The 16,754-nt window shown below is 71.7% G+C and carries 16 protein-coding genes, 1 tRNA gene and 1 pseudogene; 10 read left to right on the top strand and 8 right to left on the bottom strand.

What is annotated here, in order from left to right; all coding sequences use genetic code 11:
- Nucleotide 1: 1 nt before the first annotated feature.
- Nucleotides 2-676, top strand: a complete 675-nt coding sequence (locus ACWD4P_RS03605) for a Crp/Fnr family transcriptional regulator (RefSeq protein ID WP_030288117.1) — start codon at nt 2-4, stop codon at nt 674-676.
- Nucleotides 677-819: 143 nt separating this feature from the next.
- Here ACWD4P_RS03605 and ACWD4P_RS03600 read toward each other — a convergent pair whose 3' ends face one another.
- The 5 genes from ACWD4P_RS03600 to ACWD4P_RS03580 form a co-directional block, all read right to left on the bottom strand.
- Nucleotides 820-1,653, bottom strand: coding sequence for an MBL fold metallo-hydrolase (locus ACWD4P_RS03600; protein ID WP_359824115.1), 834 nt, complete (start codon nt 1,651-1,653; stop codon nt 820-822).
- 106 nt (nt 1,654-1,759) lie between these two features.
- Nucleotides 1,760-1,936: a hypothetical protein gene (locus tag ACWD4P_RS03595; RefSeq protein WP_449778420.1), complete on the bottom strand. Its 177-nt coding sequence runs from the start codon at nt 1,934-1,936 to the stop codon at nt 1,760-1,762.
- A 182-nt stretch (nt 1,937-2,118) separates the two neighbouring features.
- Nucleotides 2,119-2,985 (bottom strand): NUDIX hydrolase, encoded by an 867-nt coding sequence (locus ACWD4P_RS03590; RefSeq protein ID WP_449778419.1) that lies wholly within the window; start codon nt 2,983-2,985, stop codon nt 2,119-2,121.
- Nucleotides 2,986-3,166: 181 nt separating this feature from the next.
- The gene (locus ACWD4P_RS03585; protein ID WP_359824107.1) at nt 3,167-3,634 is read right to left on the bottom strand and encodes a RidA family protein; all 468 of its coding nucleotides are present in this window, start codon (nt 3,632-3,634) and stop codon (nt 3,167-3,169) included.
- Nucleotides 3,631-3,789, bottom strand: coding sequence for a hypothetical protein (locus tag ACWD4P_RS03580; RefSeq protein WP_359824105.1), 159 nt, complete (start codon nt 3,787-3,789; stop codon nt 3,631-3,633). Before ACWD4P_RS03580 ends, ACWD4P_RS03585 begins: the two co-directional genes overlap by 4 nt.
- A gap of 212 nt (nt 3,790-4,001) precedes the next feature.
- Between ACWD4P_RS03580 and ACWD4P_RS03575 the strand changes: the two genes are divergently transcribed.
- Together ACWD4P_RS03575 and ACWD4P_RS03570 are read left to right on the top strand one after the other, a co-directional pair.
- A complete protein-coding gene (locus tag ACWD4P_RS03575; RefSeq protein ID WP_359824102.1) occupies nt 4,002-5,075 on the top strand; it encodes an ArsA-related P-loop ATPase in 1,074 nt (357 codons plus the stop codon).
- Nucleotides 5,072-6,289, top strand: coding sequence for an ArsA family ATPase (locus ACWD4P_RS03570; protein WP_359824099.1), 1,218 nt, complete (start codon nt 5,072-5,074; stop codon nt 6,287-6,289). Before ACWD4P_RS03575 ends, ACWD4P_RS03570 begins: the two co-directional genes overlap by 4 nt.
- Before the next feature lie 138 nt (nt 6,290-6,427).
- Here ACWD4P_RS03570 and ACWD4P_RS03565 read toward each other — a convergent pair whose 3' ends face one another.
- Nucleotides 6,428-6,751 carry a WhiB family transcriptional regulator gene (locus ACWD4P_RS03565; RefSeq protein ID WP_195911063.1) on the bottom strand — a complete coding sequence of 108 codons (324 nt, stop codon included), beginning with the start codon at nt 6,749-6,751 and terminating at the stop codon, nt 6,428-6,430.
- A 502-nt stretch (nt 6,752-7,253) separates the two neighbouring features.
- Between ACWD4P_RS03565 and ACWD4P_RS03560 the strand changes: the two genes are divergently transcribed.
- Entirely contained in the window at nt 7,254-9,527 is a 2,274-nt protein-coding gene (locus ACWD4P_RS03560; protein WP_449778418.1) for a transglycosylase domain-containing protein, read from the top strand.
- Between the two features lie 247 nt (nt 9,528-9,774).
- Here ACWD4P_RS03560 and ACWD4P_RS03555 read toward each other — a convergent pair whose 3' ends face one another.
- Nucleotides 9,775-10,227 (bottom strand): GatB/YqeY domain-containing protein, encoded by a 453-nt coding sequence (locus tag ACWD4P_RS03555; RefSeq protein WP_359824093.1) that lies wholly within the window; start codon nt 10,225-10,227, stop codon nt 9,775-9,777.
- Between the two features lie 756 nt (nt 10,228-10,983).
- Between ACWD4P_RS03555 and ACWD4P_RS03550 the strand changes: the two are divergent.
- From ACWD4P_RS03550 to ACWD4P_RS03530, 5 genes and pseudogenes are all read left to right on the top strand, one after another.
- Nucleotides 10,984-11,145 (top strand): annotated as a pseudogene (locus ACWD4P_RS03550) (helix-turn-helix domain-containing protein); the annotation flags it as partial.
- Nucleotides 11,146-12,294, top strand: coding sequence for an ATP-binding protein (locus ACWD4P_RS03545; protein WP_449778444.1), 1,149 nt, complete (start codon nt 11,146-11,148; stop codon nt 12,292-12,294).
- Between the two features lie 172 nt (nt 12,295-12,466).
- A complete protein-coding gene (locus ACWD4P_RS03540; protein WP_449778417.1) occupies nt 12,467-13,195 on the top strand; it encodes a CGNR zinc finger domain-containing protein in 729 nt (242 codons plus the stop codon).
- Nucleotides 13,195-14,139 carry a metallophosphoesterase gene (locus ACWD4P_RS03535; RefSeq protein ID WP_449778416.1) on the top strand — a complete coding sequence of 315 codons (945 nt, stop codon included), beginning with the start codon at nt 13,195-13,197 and terminating at the stop codon, nt 14,137-14,139. The genes ACWD4P_RS03540 and ACWD4P_RS03535 overlap by 1 nt, the downstream gene beginning before the upstream one ends.
- Before the next feature lie 100 nt (nt 14,140-14,239).
- Nucleotides 14,240-14,313: transfer RNA gene (locus ACWD4P_RS03530), tRNA-Pro, on the top strand.
- Between the two features lie 172 nt (nt 14,314-14,485).
- Here ACWD4P_RS03530 and ACWD4P_RS03525 read toward each other — a convergent pair.
- Complete coding sequence (locus ACWD4P_RS03525; RefSeq protein ID WP_449778415.1) at nt 14,486-15,589, bottom strand: MrcB family domain-containing protein; 1,104 nt, start codon at nt 15,587-15,589, stop codon at nt 14,486-14,488.
- 208 nt (nt 15,590-15,797) lie between these two features.
- Between ACWD4P_RS03525 and ACWD4P_RS03520 the strand changes: the two genes are divergently transcribed.
- On the top strand, nt 15,798-16,736 hold the full coding sequence (locus ACWD4P_RS03520; protein ID WP_449778414.1) for a YDG/SRA domain-containing protein: 939 nt from the start codon (nt 15,798-15,800) through the stop codon (nt 16,734-16,736).
- Nucleotides 16,737-16,754: the final 18 nt, after the last annotated feature.

Raw genomic sequence — 16,754 nt, 5'->3', positions numbered from 1 at the left:
CGTGGACGACGTTCTGCGGCGCGCCGCACTCTTCGCGGCACTCGACGACGAACAGGCCGGCGAGCTGCGCGCTTCCATGACCGAGGTCACCCTCGCCCGTGGGGAGTCGCTGTTCCACGAGGGCGACCCGGGCGACCGGCTGTACGTCGTGGCGGAGGGCAAGGTCAAGCTGCACCGCGCCTCGCCGGACGGCCGCGAGAACATGCTGGCCGTGCTCGGCCCCAGCGAGATGATCGGCGAGCTGTCGCTGTTCGACCCGGGCCCGCGCACCGCGACCGCCAGCGCGCTGACCGAGGTCAAGCTGCTGGGCCTCGGCCACGGCGACCTCCAGCCCTGGCTGCACGCCCGCCCCGAGGTCTCCATCGCGCTGCTGCGGGCCATCGCCCGCCGCCTGCGCCGGACCAACGACGTGATGTCCGACCTGGTCTTCTCCGACGTGCCCGGCCGCGTCGCCAAGGCCCTGCTGGACCTCTCCCGCCGGTTCGGCGTGCAGTCCGAGGAGGGCATCCACGTCGCCCACGACCTCACCCAGGAGGAGCTGGCCCAGCTGGTCGGCGCCTCCCGCGAGACGGTCAACAAGGCGCTCGCCGACTTCGCCGGCCGCGGCTGGCTGAAGCTGGAGGCCCGCGCGGTGGTCCTGCTGGACGTCGAGCGGCTGTCGCGCCGCTCGCGCTGACACGCACCCGCTGACGCGGAAGGGCCCGTCCGGTTCGGACGGGCCCTTCCGCGTTCGCCGAGGCGTTCACCGATACGTCCACCGAGGCGTTCACCGAGGCGTTCACCGAGGCGTTCTCCGGGTCGAGTGGCCCGGCTCCGGGATCAGTCGAGCTCGGGGATCAGCCCGTGCTCCTCCAGGTAGTCCAGCTGGGCCCGCACCGACAGCTCGGCGGCAGGCCAGAGCGCCCGGTCCACGTCGGCGTAGACCCGGGCCACCACCGCCGGCGCGCTCCGGTGGCCCGCCTCGACCGCGGTCTCCACCTGGGCGAGCCGGGCGGCCCGGTGGGCCAGGTAGTAGTCGACGGCTCCGAGCGCGTCCGCGAGCACCGGGCCGTGGCCCGGCAGCACCGTCCGCACGCCCTGGTGGGAGGCCATGGTGTGCAGCCGGCGCAGCGAGTCCAGGTAGTCGCCCAGCCGGCCGTCGGGGTGGGCGACCATCGTGGTGCCGCGTCCGAGCACGGTGTCGCCGGTGAGCACCGCCCCGTCGTCCGGCAGGTGGAAGGTCAGCGAGTCCGAGGTGTGCCCCGGAGTGGCCACCACCCGCAGGTCCAGGCCGCCGACGTCCAGGCGCTGGCCACCCACCAGGCCCTCCGAACCCAGCCGGTGCGCCGGGTCCAGGGCCCGCACCTCGGTGCCGGTCAGCTCGGCGAAGCGGGCCGCGCCTTCGGAGTGGTCGGCGTGGCCGTGGGTGAGCAGGGTCAGCGCGATCCGCTTGCCCCGCTCCTCCGCGAGGTCGATCACCCGGCGCAGGTGGCCCTCGTGCAGCGGGCCCGGGTCGATCACCACCGCGAGGTCCGAGCCCGGCTCGGAGAGCAGCCAGGTGTTGGTGCCGTCCAGTGTCATCGGCGACGGGTTCGGGGCCAGCACGCACAGCGCCCGGGGGGTGGCCTCGCCGCCGACGGCGGCGGCGGGGTCGCCCGGCAGGAGGCCGCTCATGCGCCCGCCTCGCCGCGTTCGGTGGCCGCCTCGCCACGTTCGGTGGCCGCGTCGCCGCACTCGGTGGCCGCTGCGCGCGACGGGCGCCTCTCGACGGTTCGCCGGCTCACCGGCCGCCTCCGCCGTCTCGGTGCAGGGCCCGCAGCGGCAGCTCCCGGACGAGGGCGCGCCGCGCCGTCGCCTCGGCGGACGGGACCTGGCTCTCGCAGGCGGGGTCACGGGGGATCAGGCGGCGGGCGGGCAGCTCGGGTGCCGTCCGGCGAGCCACGGCGTTGTGGGTCATCGGGCGTCGGTCCTCTCTCTGCGTCGGTGCGGGAAGGGGGTACGGGGTGGTACGGGTCCTGCGGGTCCAACCGGCCGTGCGGCTCGTGCGGGCCGTGCCGGTCGCACGGGTCCGACCAGCCGTACGGGTCGTACGGGTCGTACGGGTGGTCCCGACCGGCGGGACCGTCACCGGGAGAACGCTCAGGCGCCCTCGGGGAACTCCCCGTCGATGGTCAACTCCTCGTATCCGGGCCAGCGGACCGTCAGGCGGTCGCCCCGGACCTCGGCCCGGCCCAGGACGGGCGCCAGCGGGCGGGCGGCGGCCGCGGCCAGGGCCTCGGCCGCGGTCCGCGCCGACGACAGCTCGCGCAGCACCGTCACGGTCGGCGGCAGCATGCCGAACCGGCCCTCCCGGTAGCCCCGCACCGCCTCGGTTGGGGTCAGCCAGGCGACCCGGTCGGCCTCGCCGACCTCCAGGGCCGCGCGCTGGCCGGCCGGCAGCACGGCGACGAAGAACCAGGTGTCGTAGCGCCGTTCCTCGAACTCCGGGGTGATCCAGCGGGCCCAGCCGCCCAGCAGGTCGCTGCGCAGCACCAGCCCGTGGTCGCGGAGGAACTCGGCGAAGGACAGCTCGTGCGCCTCCAGCGCGGCCCGCTCGGCGGACCAGTCGCGCGGCGCGGCGACGCTGTCGGCGTCCGGACCGGCCAGCAGCACGCCGGCCTCCTCGAAGGTCTCCCGGACCGCCGCGCAGACCACCGCCCGCGCCGTCCCGGCGTCCACGCCGAGCCGCCGCGCCCACTCCTCGGGCGCCGGCCCGGCCCAGCCCGGCTCGACCTCGGCGTCCCGCGGGTCCACCCCGCCGCCCGGGTAGGCGTACATTCCGGCCGCGAAGGCCATCGAGGTGCGCCTGCGCAGCAGGTAGGCCTCCGGCCCCTGGGCGGTGTCGCGCAGCAGCACGACGGTCGCGGCGGCCCTGGGCACCGGCGGGGTCACCGCGCCGGATTCGACCGCCCGGATCCGGGCAGGCCAACCGGGCGGCATCGGCAGCGTCGTCGCTCGATGGTCCATGCCCGGATGCTAGGGCGTGTCCGACAATTCCCGCCAGGCTCACGGGTCGGGCGGAAACGCCCCGGCCACACTCAGGCCGTGCCCGGCAGCGCTCCGAGCGCGTTCCGGCCGGCACCGCGGTGGCACTCCGGTGGCGCGGAGGCGGGGCCGGACAGGCCCGGCCCCGCCTCCGCGATCACGCTCAGGCGGCCTTGACGCGCACCACGAGCTCGACCTCGACCGGCGAGTCCAGCGGCAGCACCGCGACGCCGACGGCGCTGCGGGCGTGCACGCCCGCGTCGCCCAGCACCTCGCCGAGCAGCTCGCTGGCGCCGTTGACGACGCCCGGGACGGCGATGAAGTCGGGGGCGGCGGCGACGAAGCCGACCACCTTGACGACCCGCTCGATCCGGTCGAGGTCGCCGATCACCGACTTCACGGCGGCCAGGGCGTTCAGCGCGCAGATCTGCGCGAGCTCCTTGGCCTCCTCCGGGGACACCTCGGCGCCGACCTTGCCGGTGGTCGGCAGCTTGCCGCCGACGACCGGGAGCTGGCCGGACGTGAACACGAGGTCGCCGGACTCCACGGCCGGCACGTAGGCGGCGACCGGGGCGGCCACCGGCGGCAGGGTCAGGCCCAGCGCGGCGAGCTTCTCCTCGGCCTTGCTCATGCGTTCTTCTCCCGCTTGAAGTAGGCCACCAGCTGCTCCGGGTTCGGGCCGGGCACGACCTGGACGAGCTCCCAGCCGTCCTCGCCGAAGTTGTCCAGAATGGCCTTGGTCGCGTGCACCAGCAGGGGCGCCGTCATGTATTCCCACTTGGTCATGGCCAGACTCTAGACGAGCCGTCGCGGCGTTCCGCGCCGACCGCCGCGAGGCGTGTGAGGTGGGGCACAAAGAGGGCATGATCCGGCCTGACGGACCAGGTGCTCACGGCATCCGGCGCGCTCCCTGGTTACCCTCGCGGGAGGGCACCCTGGCGAGGGGCACCCTCGTCAGGAGGGGACGCCCGTAGGACGGAGACGGACGGAGACGGAGCGTGGCACGCACCCCCGGCCAGGCGGCCCGGCGCGACCCCGACTGGGAGGGCGTCCGGCTGCACGTGGTCAGCGGCAAGGGCGGCACCGGGAAGACCACGCTGGCCGCGGCGCTCGCCCTGGCGCTCGCCGCCGAGGGCGGACGGGTGCTGCTGATCGAGGTCGAGGGCCGGCAGGGCGTCGCCGAGCTGTTCGGGATCGCCGCGCTCCCGTACGAGGAGCGCCGGATCGCCTCGGTCTCCCGCGCCCAGCTGGGGCTGCCGGCCGGGCCGGGCGGTCCCGGCGAGGTCTTCGCGCTGGCGATCGACACCGAGCTGGCGCTGCTGGAGTACCTGGAGATGTTCTACAAGCTCGGCCGGGCCGGGAAGGCGCTGCAGAAGGTCGGCTTCGTCGACTTCGCCACCACCATCGCGCCCGGCGTGCGGGACGTCCTGCTCACCGGCAAGGCCTGCGAGGCGACGAGGCGCAAGGACCAGGACGGCCGGCGGCGCTACGACGCGGTGGTGATGGACGCCCCGCCGACCGGGCGGCTGACCCGCTTCCTGAACGTCAACGCCGAGGTCGCCGGGCTGGCCAGGATCGGCCCGATACACACCCAGGCGCAGGCCGTGATGCGGGTGCTGAAGTCGCCGGAGACCGCGGTGCACCTGGTCACCCTGCTGGAGGAGATGCCGGTGCAGGAGACGGTCGACGGCATCGAGGAACTGCGCGAGGCGCGGCTCCCGGTGGGCGGGGTGATGGTCAACATGGTCCGGCCGCCGGTGCTGGACGCGGCGGCGGTGGCCGCGGTGGACGGGGACCACCGCGAGGAGGTCGCGCTGGCCCTCGGGGAGGCCGGGCTCGGCGGGCGCACCCGCGCCGCGGAGAAAGTCCGGGCGACGGTGGAGCCGCTGCTCGACCCGCTGCTGGAGCAGGCCAGGGAGCACGCCGAGCGGGTCGAACTGGAGCGCGCGCAGCGCGCCGACATCCAGCAGCTCCGGCTCCCCACGTACGAACTGCCGCTGCTGGGCGAGGGCGTGGACCTCGGCGGGCTGTACCGGCTGGCGGGCGAACTGAAGCGGCAGGGGGCGGCATGACCTCGAACGGGGTGCGGAGCACCGGGAAGCGGCTCGCGGTGGACGAGCTGATCGACGACCCGAAGACCAGGATCATCGTCTGCTGCGGCTCGGGCGGCGTCGGCAAGACCACCACCGCCGCGGCGCTCGGGCTGCGGGCGGCCGAGCGCGGCCGCAAGGTCGTGGTGCTGACCATCGACCCGGCCCGCCGGCTCGCCCAGTCGATGGGCCTGACCGAGCTCGACAACACCCCCCGGGTGGTGAAGGGGGTCACCGGCATGGAGGGGGCGCCGCTCCGCGCCCCGGACGGGGACGGTGAGCGGCGGGAGGGCGAGCTCCACGCCATGATGCTGGACATGAAGCGGACCTTCGACGAGGTCGTGCTGGCCCACGCCGAGCCCGAACGGGCCCGGGCGATCATGGAGAACCCCTTCTACCAGTCCCTGTCGGCCGGCTTCGCGGGCACGCAGGAGTACATGGCGATGGAGAAGCTCGGGCAGCTGCGCGCCGCCGAGGAGTGGGACCTGATCGTCGTGGACACCCCGCCGTCCCGCTCGGCGCTGGACTTCTTGGACGCGCCCAACCGGCTCGGGTCCTTCCTGGACGGCCGGGTGATCCGGATCCTCACCGCCCCGGCCAAGGTCGGCGGGCGCAGCGCGATGCGCTTCCTGAACGCCGGGATGGGCCTGCTCACCGGCACCCTCGGCAAGATCTTCGGCGCCCAGCTGCTCACCGACGTGCAGACCTTCGTCAGCGCGATGGACTCGATGTTCGGCGGCTTCCGGGAGCGCGCGGACCGCACGTACCAGCTGCTCAAGGCGCCGGGCACGGCGTTCCTGGTGGTGGCCGCGCCGGAGCGGGACGCGCTGCGCGAGGCCGCGTACTTCGTGGACCGGCTGGCCGCGGACCGGATGCCGCTGGCCGGGCTGGTGCTCAACCGGGTGCACGGCACGGGGGCGCCCCAGCTCACCGCGGAGCGGGCACTGGCGGCCGCCGAGGCCCTGGAGGAGAACGGCTCGGAGCACGCCTCGCCCGAGGCGGAGCTGCTCGCGGCCGGGCTGCTGCGGCTGCACGCCGAGCGGATGCAGATCATGGGGCGCGAACGCCGAACCCGCGACCGCTTCGTCTCGGTGTACCCGGACGTGCCGATCGTGGAGGTGCCGGCGCTGCCGGGCGACGTGCACGACCTGGACGGACTGCGGGCCATCGGGGACCGGCTCAACGGCGCGGTGTGACCGGGCGCCGGTGGTGCCGTCGCGGCGTGGTTCGCGGTGGTGCCGTCGCGGCGTGGTTCACGACGGTCTCGTCGCGTCGCGGCGCGGCGCGGGCCGTGCCCGAGGGCCGACCGGCCCGGATCGCGTGCGCGGCCGGGCTCAGCCCGCCTGGGCGTAGTCCGTCAGTATCACTCCGGTCGCGAGCGACTCCTCGTACTCGGTGCGCGCCGTCTCCAGCAGCTTCCGCCACGAGATGACGGTCGGACGGCGGCGCAGCAGCGCCCGGCGCTCCCGCTCCGTCATCCCGCCCCACACCCCGAACTCCACCCGGTTGTCCAGGGCGTCCGCGAGGCACTCCGTCCGGACGGGGCAGCCGCTGCACACCGCCTTCGCGCGGTTCTGTGCCGCCCCCTGGACGAACAGTTCGTCCGGATCACTCGTGCGGCAGGCGGCCTGCGCACTCCAGTCGTCAACCCAGCCCATGCCGGCGCCGTCCTCTCCCGTATTCGAGGCTCCCCCACGGCGGCAACGGCATATTCACCGTTGCCAGTTGAGGACGTTACGGAAGAACGACAGCTTGCAACAGCCCCTTCGGGCTCAATCTCGCATGACCCAATTGGACTATGGGTGGCGGTCAGCTCACTCGTTGGAGTGATCGCAGGTCGCGCGCCTTGCCAAAAGCGGAGCCCGTACTCTCGACACAGGCGCCATCACTGAGCGCAACCGGCCACAGGGGTACAGCCAGCCACAGCTGCCTCAAAACCCAGCCATCAGCGGGCAATCCGGGCAAGTCTCCTCGCCCACAAGAGTGAATGATGTTGACGCACCGCAGCTGTCGCAAGCTTGTGACAAGCCTAGGCGAACACCTGCCCCTGCGGGCGGGAATCCGCGACGTAGGGTTCTCCTCATGGCACCGAAGCGCCCACAGGCACCCCAGCCCCCAGGCAACACCGGAGCTCCGCGCGGCCGGACCGGCGGATCACCGTTGGAGCACGCCGGCAACGGCGTGAAGTTCCTGGGCGTCAGCGTGCTCTCCGGAGTCCTGCTGGCAGGCCTCGCCCTGCCCGCCGTCGGCGCCATCGGGCTGACCGCCAAGGACACGGCGGAGAGCTTCGACAACATCTCCGACGACTTCAAGACCCCGCCGCTCACCCAGGCGACCCAGATCTTCGACGCCAAGGGCGGCCTGATCGCCAAGGTCTACGAGCGCGACCGCACCGTTCTGACCGCCGATCAGATGTCGCCCTTCATGCGGCACGCCCAGGTGGACATCGAGGACGCCCGCTTCTACGAGCACGGCGCCGTCGACCTCAAGGGCGTCCTGCGCGCGATCAGCAAGAACGCGGAGAGCGGCACCGCCTCCCAGGGCGCGTCCACGCTCACCCAGCAGTACGTGAAGAACGTCAACGTGGAGAAGGCCGGCGACGACCAGGCGGCCGTCCTGGAGGCCCAGCGCAAAACCCTGGGCCGCAAGATCCAGGAACTCAAGGTCGCCATCAAGCTGGAGGAGGACCTGTCCAAGGACCAGATCCTCACCAACTACCTCAACATCACCTTCTACGGCCACCAGGCCTACGGGGTCGAGGCCGCCTCCCAGCGCTACTTCAGCAAGAGCAACAAGGACCTGACCATCGCCGAGGCCGCCACCCTGGCCGGCATGGTGCAGAACCCGTCGTCCTACGACCCGGTGCGCTACCCCGAGAACACGGTCAAGCGCCGCAACGTCGTGATCGACAAGATGCTGGAGAACAAGCACATCACCCCGGAGCAGGCCCAGGAGGCCAAGGCCGCCCCGCTGGGACTGAAGTACAAGGACCCGCAGAACGGCTGCATCACCGCCCAGGCCGGCATGGGCTTCTTCTGCGACTACGTCCGCCACGTGGTCAAGCAGGACCCGGCCTTCGGCAAGAGCGCCGACGAGCGCAAGAAGGTGTGGAACACCGGCGGTCTGAACATCTACACCACGCTGGACCCGGACAAGCAGGCCGCCGCCCAGAACGCCGTCACCAAGAAGGTCAACGTGACCGACCAGGTGTCGGCCGCCGCGACCATGATGGAGCCGGGCACGGGCAAGATCCTGGCGATGGCCCAGACCCGCCCGTACGGCCTGGACCCGAACAAGAACCAGACCGTCGTCAACCTCAACGTGGACGCCGCGATGGGCGGCGGCAACGGCTTCCAGACCGGTTCGACCTTCAAGCCGATCCTGGCCGCGGCCGCGCTGGAGTCGGGCATGTCGAACACCCAGCCGTTCCCGTCCGAGAACAAGATCGACTACCCGCAGATGTCCACCTGCTCGGGCACCTGGAAGAACAACGCCAAGCCCAAGGAGACGGTCAAGAACGAGCAGGACAGCGAGGTCGGGCCGTACCAGCTGAAGGAGGCGATGGCCCGCTCGGTCAACACCTACTTCGTGCAGATGGAGCAGCAGGTCGGCCTCTGCGCGATGAAGCAGATGGCCAACAAGCTGGGCATCACCCAGTCCGCCAAGGGCGACGCCTTCCAGGAGGTGCCCTCGATGGTCCTCGGCACCCTGGAGCTCTCCCCGCTGACCATGGCGAACGTCTACGCGACCTTCGCCGCCCGCGGCAAGTACTGCACCCCGATCGCGATCAACAAGATCACCACGGTGGACGGCAAGGAGGTCGCGGTCCCGCAGTCCCAGTGCAGCCAGGCCTTCTCCGACCAGACCGCGGACTCGCTGAACGCCGTCCTGCTGAACGTGACCGAGAAGGGCACCGCGGCCGCCCTGACCATGGACGACGGCCGCAAGATCGCCGGCAAGACCGGCACCACCGACGAGAAGAAGGCCGCCTGGTTCAGCGGCTACACCCCGTCGCTGGCCACCGCGGTCTGGCTCGGCGGCCCGGCCGGCGGCGTCAAGATGAAGAACATCACCATCGGCGGCAAGTACTTCCCCGAGGTCTTCGGCGCCGACGGCCCCGGCCCGATCTGGGCGATGGCGATGAACCAGGCGCTCAAGGGCTCGCCGCTGGAGCCGATCCAGACCGCCAACATCCCGGACCCGCAGCCGGCCGCGCCCACCCCGGGCGCCACCCCGCCGGCCGACCCGAACGCCCAGCCGCCGGCCGGCAACCCGCCGCCGCCGCAGCAGCAGCCGGGAGGCAACCCCAACCTGCCCGGCGGCCTGCCCGGCGGGCTGCCCACCCTCCCCGGCGGATTCACCTTCCCGCCGATGCCCGGAGGGAACGGGAACGGCGGACGGCACGGCGGCGGCAACGGGAACGGGAACGGCTGACCCGCCCTCCGGCGGCGGCCGCCGGGCCCGGACGGCCGGGTGGCCGGGTGGCCGGGTGGCCGGGTGGCCGGGTGGCCGCCGGGTGCGGCGGCCGATGAACAGGCCAAGGGGCGCCCTCCGGTAGTACGGAGGGCGCCCCTTCGGCGTGCCACCGGGGCGCCGGGGTTTCCGCCGCCCGGCACGGGCGTTCGGGCTTTCGGGCGTTCAGGCTTTCGGGCCGGGCCTGATCGGGCCCACCCGGGCCGGCTCAGGCCAGGGCGGCCTTCACGGCGGCGGCGACCCGGCCGCCCTCGGCCAGGCCGTCGACCTTGGGCTTCACCAGCTTCATGACGGCACCCATCCCCTGCGGGCCGCTCGCGCCGCTCTCGGCCACCGCGGCGGCCACGATCGCGGCCAGCTCCTCGTCGGTGAGCTGCTTGGGCAGGTAGGTCGCCAGCACCTCGCCCTCGGCCAGTTCCCGGGCCGCCTGCTCCGTCCGGCCGGCGTTCCCGAAGGCCTCGGCAGCCTCCCGGCGCTTCTTCGCCTCGCGGCCGATCACCTTCAGCACGTCGGCGTCGGACAGCTCGCGCTTCTGCTTGCCCGCCACCTCCTCGCTGGTGACGGCGGCCAGCGTGAGCCGGATGGTGGACGCGCGCAGCTCGTCCCGGACCCTGATGGCAGCCGTGAGGTCCTCCTGCAGCTGCTCCTTGAGCGTTGTCATTTCCTCTTCTTATCCTTCGGCTGTGGGTGGGCTCAACCAGGTTTCCCGTGGCATCCACCGGGGTTTCCGCAGTTGAACGAGTATCCCCCGACAACCCCGGACGACCACCGCCCCGCGACGCGCCGGGCGGACGAGGTCCGGGCCGCGGCGGCCCGGACCGCAACCGTAAGGACCGGGAACGGACGGCGGTCGAGTCCGTGAACAATCGACGCCCCACCGCCGGTAACGGGCGAATGGATTCGGCCACACTGGCCGATAATGCTCCCACATTCTCGTCCGAAATGCCGAGAATTGCCGGTTCCGAAGCGAAGTTGCCGGTCCCTGGGGGACGAATCGAACGTTGTGATCGCTTCGCCGGAAATAGTCCGCGTAGTACACTCGTTCGCGCATCGCCGGAGCAGCCGGATGGCGGCGATCACCTCACCGCCGAATCACCTCGAACGCCGTCCTGAAAAGCCATTGAAAACCTTCACCACGTCCCCGATCCATTATTCCACGGCATTGGCAGACTGCCGCCCAGGCACCTGGCGATCCTGACACCTTGCACCCCGGTCGCCTCGCTGCCCGCCGCCGACACGGGCGTCGACCCGAGCGCACACGCCCGCGCTCCACCCGACCGCCCGGCCGTCCGGCTGCCCGACCGCCCTCCCGGACGGGCCGGACGGAAGCGACCGTTTCTCGGAGTGATTGGCGCCGCCAGCGGCGCACCTGAGTTCTGACTTTTATTCTGCTCACGACAGCAGGAAGCGCGGGGGAATGGACAGCAATCAGCTTCGCTCGATGTTGGTGACCCAACGGAAGTTGGTCGGATGGAGCCAGGAGCAATTAGCCGAGCACTCCACCGTCAGCGTCCGCACCATTCGCAATCTGGAAACCGGAGCCATCAGGAATCCGCGGCGCAGTTCCGTGGAACTCCTGGTGGGGGCACTGTTCTCCGCGGCCGCCGGCCGGGACGACGCCCTGCTCTCCCGGGTCGCCCAGGCGGGCGTCCCGGCCGGACTGCTGCCCGCCCGTCCGGAAGCCGGACCACCGGCCCCCGCCGCCGAACTCCCCGACAACGCGCGCTGGCAGGGGCTGCGGCCCAAGACGGACGTCACCGTCGGCCGTCAGGCCGACCTGCTGCACGTCGTGACCGCCCTGCGCCCGGGCCGCCCGCTCGTGCTCACCGGACCGGCCGGGGTCGGCAAGACCCGGCTGGCGCTCGACGCGGCCGCCCACCTGCTGGACCGCTTCCGGGACGGCGTCGCGGTGCTGGAGCTCGGCTCGGTCACCCCCGAGGCCGTCGACCCGGCGGCCGCCGCGGCCCAGGCGCAGCGCGCGCTCGACACCCTCCTCCGGGGCTTCGGCCACGACCCGCGGACCGGCCCCGAACCGCGGATGCTGCTGGTCGTCGACAACGCCGAGCACGTCATCGACACGGTGGCCCGGCAGGTCAGGGAGCTGCTCGCACGGCACCCGGCGCTCCACATCATGATCACCTCGCTGCGGGCACCCGCCGGCGTCCCCGCCGACCTGTGGGAGGTGTCGCCGCTGTCGGTCGGCCACCCGGACGACCCGTACGGCTGCCCGCCCGCCGCCGAACTGTTCTGCCGCCGGGTGCACTCCGTCGTCCCGACGCTCGACCTCGGCGACCAGATGCCGCAGGTGGTCGAGCTCTGCCGGCGCCTCGGCGGCCTGGCCCTGGCGATCGAGAACGCCGCCGTCCGGATGCGCTCGGTGCCCCTGCACGTCCTGGTGGACGAGTGCCGGGTGCTGCCGATCCTCGCCCAGGAGGAGGTCGGCGGGCTCTCCCACCACCGCTCGCTGCACCGCAGCCTCGCCTGGGCGTACGGGCTGCTCGACGAACGGCAGCGCCGGGCACTCAGACGGCTCTCCCGGTTCCCCGAGGAGTTCTCCATCGACGACGTCCGGCAGGAGCCGGTCGACGGCGGCCGGGAACCATCGCGCAACCTCGACGTGCTGGCCGAGCTGGTCGACTTCTCCGTCGTCCAGGTGAGGCGCGGCCACCAGTACGCGTACCGGGTCCCCCGGATGATGCGCGAGTACGTCAACGCCATCCCGGCTTGAGCCCGGGCCGGTCCGCCCCCGCCCCGTCCTGTCCCCGTCCCCGTCCCCGTCCCCGGGGCGCGGGTGCCGGGCGGGGCGCGGGTGGCGGGCGGGGCGCGGACCGCCTGAGCGGGGGTCAGCCCGCCCCGGCCGGCCGTCACCGCCCCAGCCGGTTACACCTACCCTGGGACGCATGACCGACGGAGCCGTCCCAGCTGCCGGGAACACCGCCACCCGGAACCAGGCCGCACGGAACGCCCCGCCCGGGCTGCTCCTCACCACCCCCGGCGGCAGCCGCTTCCACTTCGACCCCGGCGTCCTCTGCCTGGAACTGCTCACCACCGGCGGCCCCGACCCGTACGCCCGGTACGAGGTGCTGCACCGGCCCGCCGACCTCGCCGCCTGGCTCCCGCCGTCCCGGCTGCGGCTGCCCGCCGACGCCGTCCGGATCTCCCCCGCCGAACTCGCCGGCACCCGCACCCTGCGCGACGCGCTCTGGCGCCTCGCCGCCGCCCGGGCTCACGGCCGTCCGGGCGAACCCGCCGACTACGCCGTCCTCAACCGGGCCGCCGAGCACCCGCCCCTGGTCCCCCGGATCGCCCCGGACGGCACCGCGGCCGCCCCGCCGCCCGCCGACGGAGCGCAGCTGACCTCCACCCTCGCCCGGGACGCCATCGCCCTGCTCACCGGCCCGTACGCGGACCGGATCCGGGAGTGCGCCGGGCACGACTGCCGACTGATCTTCGTCGACACCTCACGGCCCGGCCGCCGCCGCTGGTGCTCGATGGAACGCTGCGGCAACCTCCACAAGGTCCGTGCCCTGCGCGCCCGCAGGGAGTCCCAGGAGGCACCGCCCGCCGCCCCCGACCCCGCCGACTCCGGGCGTGCGCCGGCTGATCCACCGTCTGAGAGCATGGGCTGATGCGACCGCTGTACTCCGTTCCCCTCGGCATCGCCGCCACCGGCGCCGCCTGTCTCGCCTACTCCGTCGGGTACGAGGTCCGGGCCTTCCGCCTCCGCCGGATCGAGGTCCCCGTCCTCCCGCGCGGCGCCCGCCCGATCCGGGTCCTCCAGGTCTCCGACATCCACATGGTGAGCGGGCAGGGCAAGAAGCAGCGCTGGCTGAAGAGCCTGGCCGGCCTGCGCCCCGACCTGGTGGTCAACACCGGCGACAACCTCTCCGACCCGCTCGGCGTCCCGGCCACCCTCGACGCGCTCGGCCCCCTCATGGAGTTCCCGGGCGTCTACGTCTTCGGCTCCAACGACTACTACGGCCCGGCCCGCAAGAACCCCGCCCGCTACCTCCAGGCCATGCGCAGCGGCGCCCACGGCATGAACAACCCCGACGGCACCGCCCGCCGCGGCATCACCGGCGCCGTCCACAACCCGTGGGAGAAGCTCCGCGACGGCTTCGACGGGGCCGGCTGGCTCGACCTCACCAACACCCGCGGCCGGCTCACCGTGAACGGGCTGGACCTGGAGTTCACCGGCCTCGACGACCCGCACATCCGCCGCGACCGCTACAGCGAGGTCGCCGGCGGCCCGTCCCCCGACGCCGACCTCTCCCTCGCCGTCGTCCACGCGCCCTACCTGCGCGTCCTCGACGCCTTCACCGCCGACCGCTACCCGCTGATCCTGGCCGGCCACACCCACGGCGGCCAGCTCTGCATCCCCTTCTACGGCGCCCTGGTCACCAACTGCGACATCGACACCCGCCGGGTCAAGGGCCTCTCCACCCACACCGCCGGCGGCCACCGCTCCCACCTCCACGTCTCGGCCGGCTGCGGCACCAACCGCTACACCCCCGTCCGCTTCGCCTGCCCGCCCGAGGCCACCCTCCTCACCCTCACCCCGGCCCCCCGCTGACCCCCGCCGGACGCCCGCTCGAAACCGGATTTCGTGTCTCGGCGAGCGTCCGGTAGAGTTCTACTCGTCGCGAAGGAGACGGAGCGACAAACAGAAAGACCGGGGTGTGGCGCAGCTTGGTAGCGCGCTTCGTTCGGGACGAAGAGGCCGTGGGTTCAAATCCCGCCACCCCGACCCACTGCAGAGGGCCTGCCGGAGAAATCCGGCAGGCCCTCTGTCGTTGTGCGTGACCGTCGATCACTGGCCAAGCCTGACCCGAGAAGAGATCGCGCGGCCGTGGTGCGGCTCACACGCCTCCCCTCTCGCGTGGGGCCAGCAAGCTCGTCCGGTCAGCGACGGCAGGAACCTAAGGGGCCCCTGCTGCCACCGCTTCGGCCAATCCCGCTGCGACCGCGCTGGGCGATCCCGACCACCCAGTTGCGGAACGCCACACGGAAGCGATGCCGTGGTGCTCCAGGAGCCGGACGTAGACATCGCCAATGCCCTCGGTGAAGAGAGCCAGCTGCTTCGGCTGTTCCTTGGGCGGGTAGAGCAGGAACGAGTACGTCGCCAGCTGCCCGAGCGCCTCTCGCACCGCGTGGGTGGCGTTCCCACGCCGCACCACCTTGGCTTCGATCAGCCAGTGCGTGGATTCATTGCGAGCCACGATGTCCCTCGGGTGCACGTTGGTTCCCACCTCGAATCCGTTGGTGTGGAGGTGGTTTCCATAGTCCCGGACGAGGGTTTCGTGCTTCCTCGTCTTCACGATCTCGCGGCTCACCATGGTCTGCACGTACTCGTCGTCGCTCTTCGGCGCGAAGTGGAGCAGTGCGTTCTTGCTCTGCTCATGAGGCCACGTGCCTTCAGCTCGAAGCGTGCAGATGACGTCCCGCGTCGTCTGCCGCAGCTGCTCCCGAACGACCAGAGCGTCCTGGTAGAGCGCGATGAACTGCCGGAGGTCATCGCACAACACGTCCTCACCGGGCAGATCGTCAACCCTGTACGTGCGGGCGACCACATTCCCGTGCTCGTACGATCGGGGCAGTCCCGACCGTCCGCCGAGGTCAATACTGGCGTCCAGGTTATGACCCCCTCCTGCGGACAACGCTCCTCGAATGGCGCCCGCTTCCTTGGCAAGCCTGCGATTCGCCTCCGCGGACCCGTACTTCCCGTGGAGCTCGGTGACACCGTGGTTCAGGCTGAGCGATACCGTTTCCATGTTCTCGGCGAAGAGGTACACCACGTACATGCCGTGCCGAGCCGTGGTTGTCTCGTCCGGGTCGAAGAACGCCACCCACGGGCAGAAGGCTGCGGCGCCAGCTCCTGCACTCCCCTTGATGACGTATTCGCCCTGCACATGGCTGGCGAAGTGAGAAGGGGCGTCCCGGAGGAGGCGGGCCGTCGGCGTGCTGGTCCCCTGCCGGCGATCGTAGGTCGTACCAACCTCATGCAAGAACTTTCGAATCTTCATGGAGGGCATGGTAGGCCGGTCCCCCGACACCACGACTGCCATTTATCTTCAACTGGTTCCGCCCGGCGAACAGTTCGCTCGATGCTCGTCCCGACCGACGACTACCACCGGCCACGGAACCGCGCCGTGTGCATGAGCGTTTGCGGTACGAAGCCCAACTCCTACGTCGATGAGTCCATCGATCCGCTGACGTCGAAAGGTCCAAACGTTGCCGGCAGCTGCCCTCACCACCACGCCCACCGACTTCGACGGCTACGGAGAAGTCCCAGGAATCCACGTCGGTCGCTCCTTCGCCAACCGGCGGGAACTGGCGGCCTCCAAGGTGCACCGACCGCTTCAAGCCGGTATCTGCGGCACAGCGGAGTTCGGAGCTGAGTCCATCGTCATCTCCGGAGGCTACGAGGACGACGAGGACCATGGCGATGTCATCGTCTACACCGGGCAAGGCGGACGCGACCCGGAAACCCAACGCCAGGTGAAAGACCAAGAACTCACTCGCGGCAACGCCGCCCTGTTCACCAGCCAGACCACGGACTCACCGGTCCGGGTGGTCCGTGCCGTACGGCACAGCTCCAAGACCTCCAACCCCAGCTACCGCTATGACGGGCTCTTCCGGGTGGAGGACTCCTGGCACGATGTCGGCCGTTCCGGATTCCGAATCTGGCGCTACCGACTCGTAAGCCTGTTTGACTACGTACCGGCCCTCCAGGCGCCGATACTGCAGGAACCCATGGGGCAGGACACTCCCACACGGCTCGAAGTCAAGGTTCGTCAGATCGTTCGCAGCACCCGGGTGGCGAACTTCGTGAAGCGGGCCCACGACTTCGCTTGCCAGGTGTGCGGTGAGCGGCTTCGCACGCCCACCGGCTCCTACGCGGAGGCGGCGCACATCCGCGGTCTGGGGCAGCCACACAACGGGCCCGATGTTGCCGGCAACGTCCTCTGCCTGTGTCCGAACCACCATGCCCTGTTCGACTTCGGCACTCTGACCATCTCGGAGGAGCTGACCATCACTGACCACGCCACGGGTACAGAAATCGGAAAGCTGCGAGAAGCCCCTGGACATCAGGTGGACCGAGCCCATCTGGCCTATCACCGAGACCACTACTCCGAGGGCTGGAAGCACTCACCGAACGTCGACGAGTAGCAAGTGGGCCGCAGGCCC

This window comes from Kitasatospora sp. NPDC002543 (genome assembly GCF_053594915.1).
The sequence above is the reverse complement of the archived record's forward strand: the minus strand, read 5'-3'. Positions and strand labels throughout refer to the sequence as shown.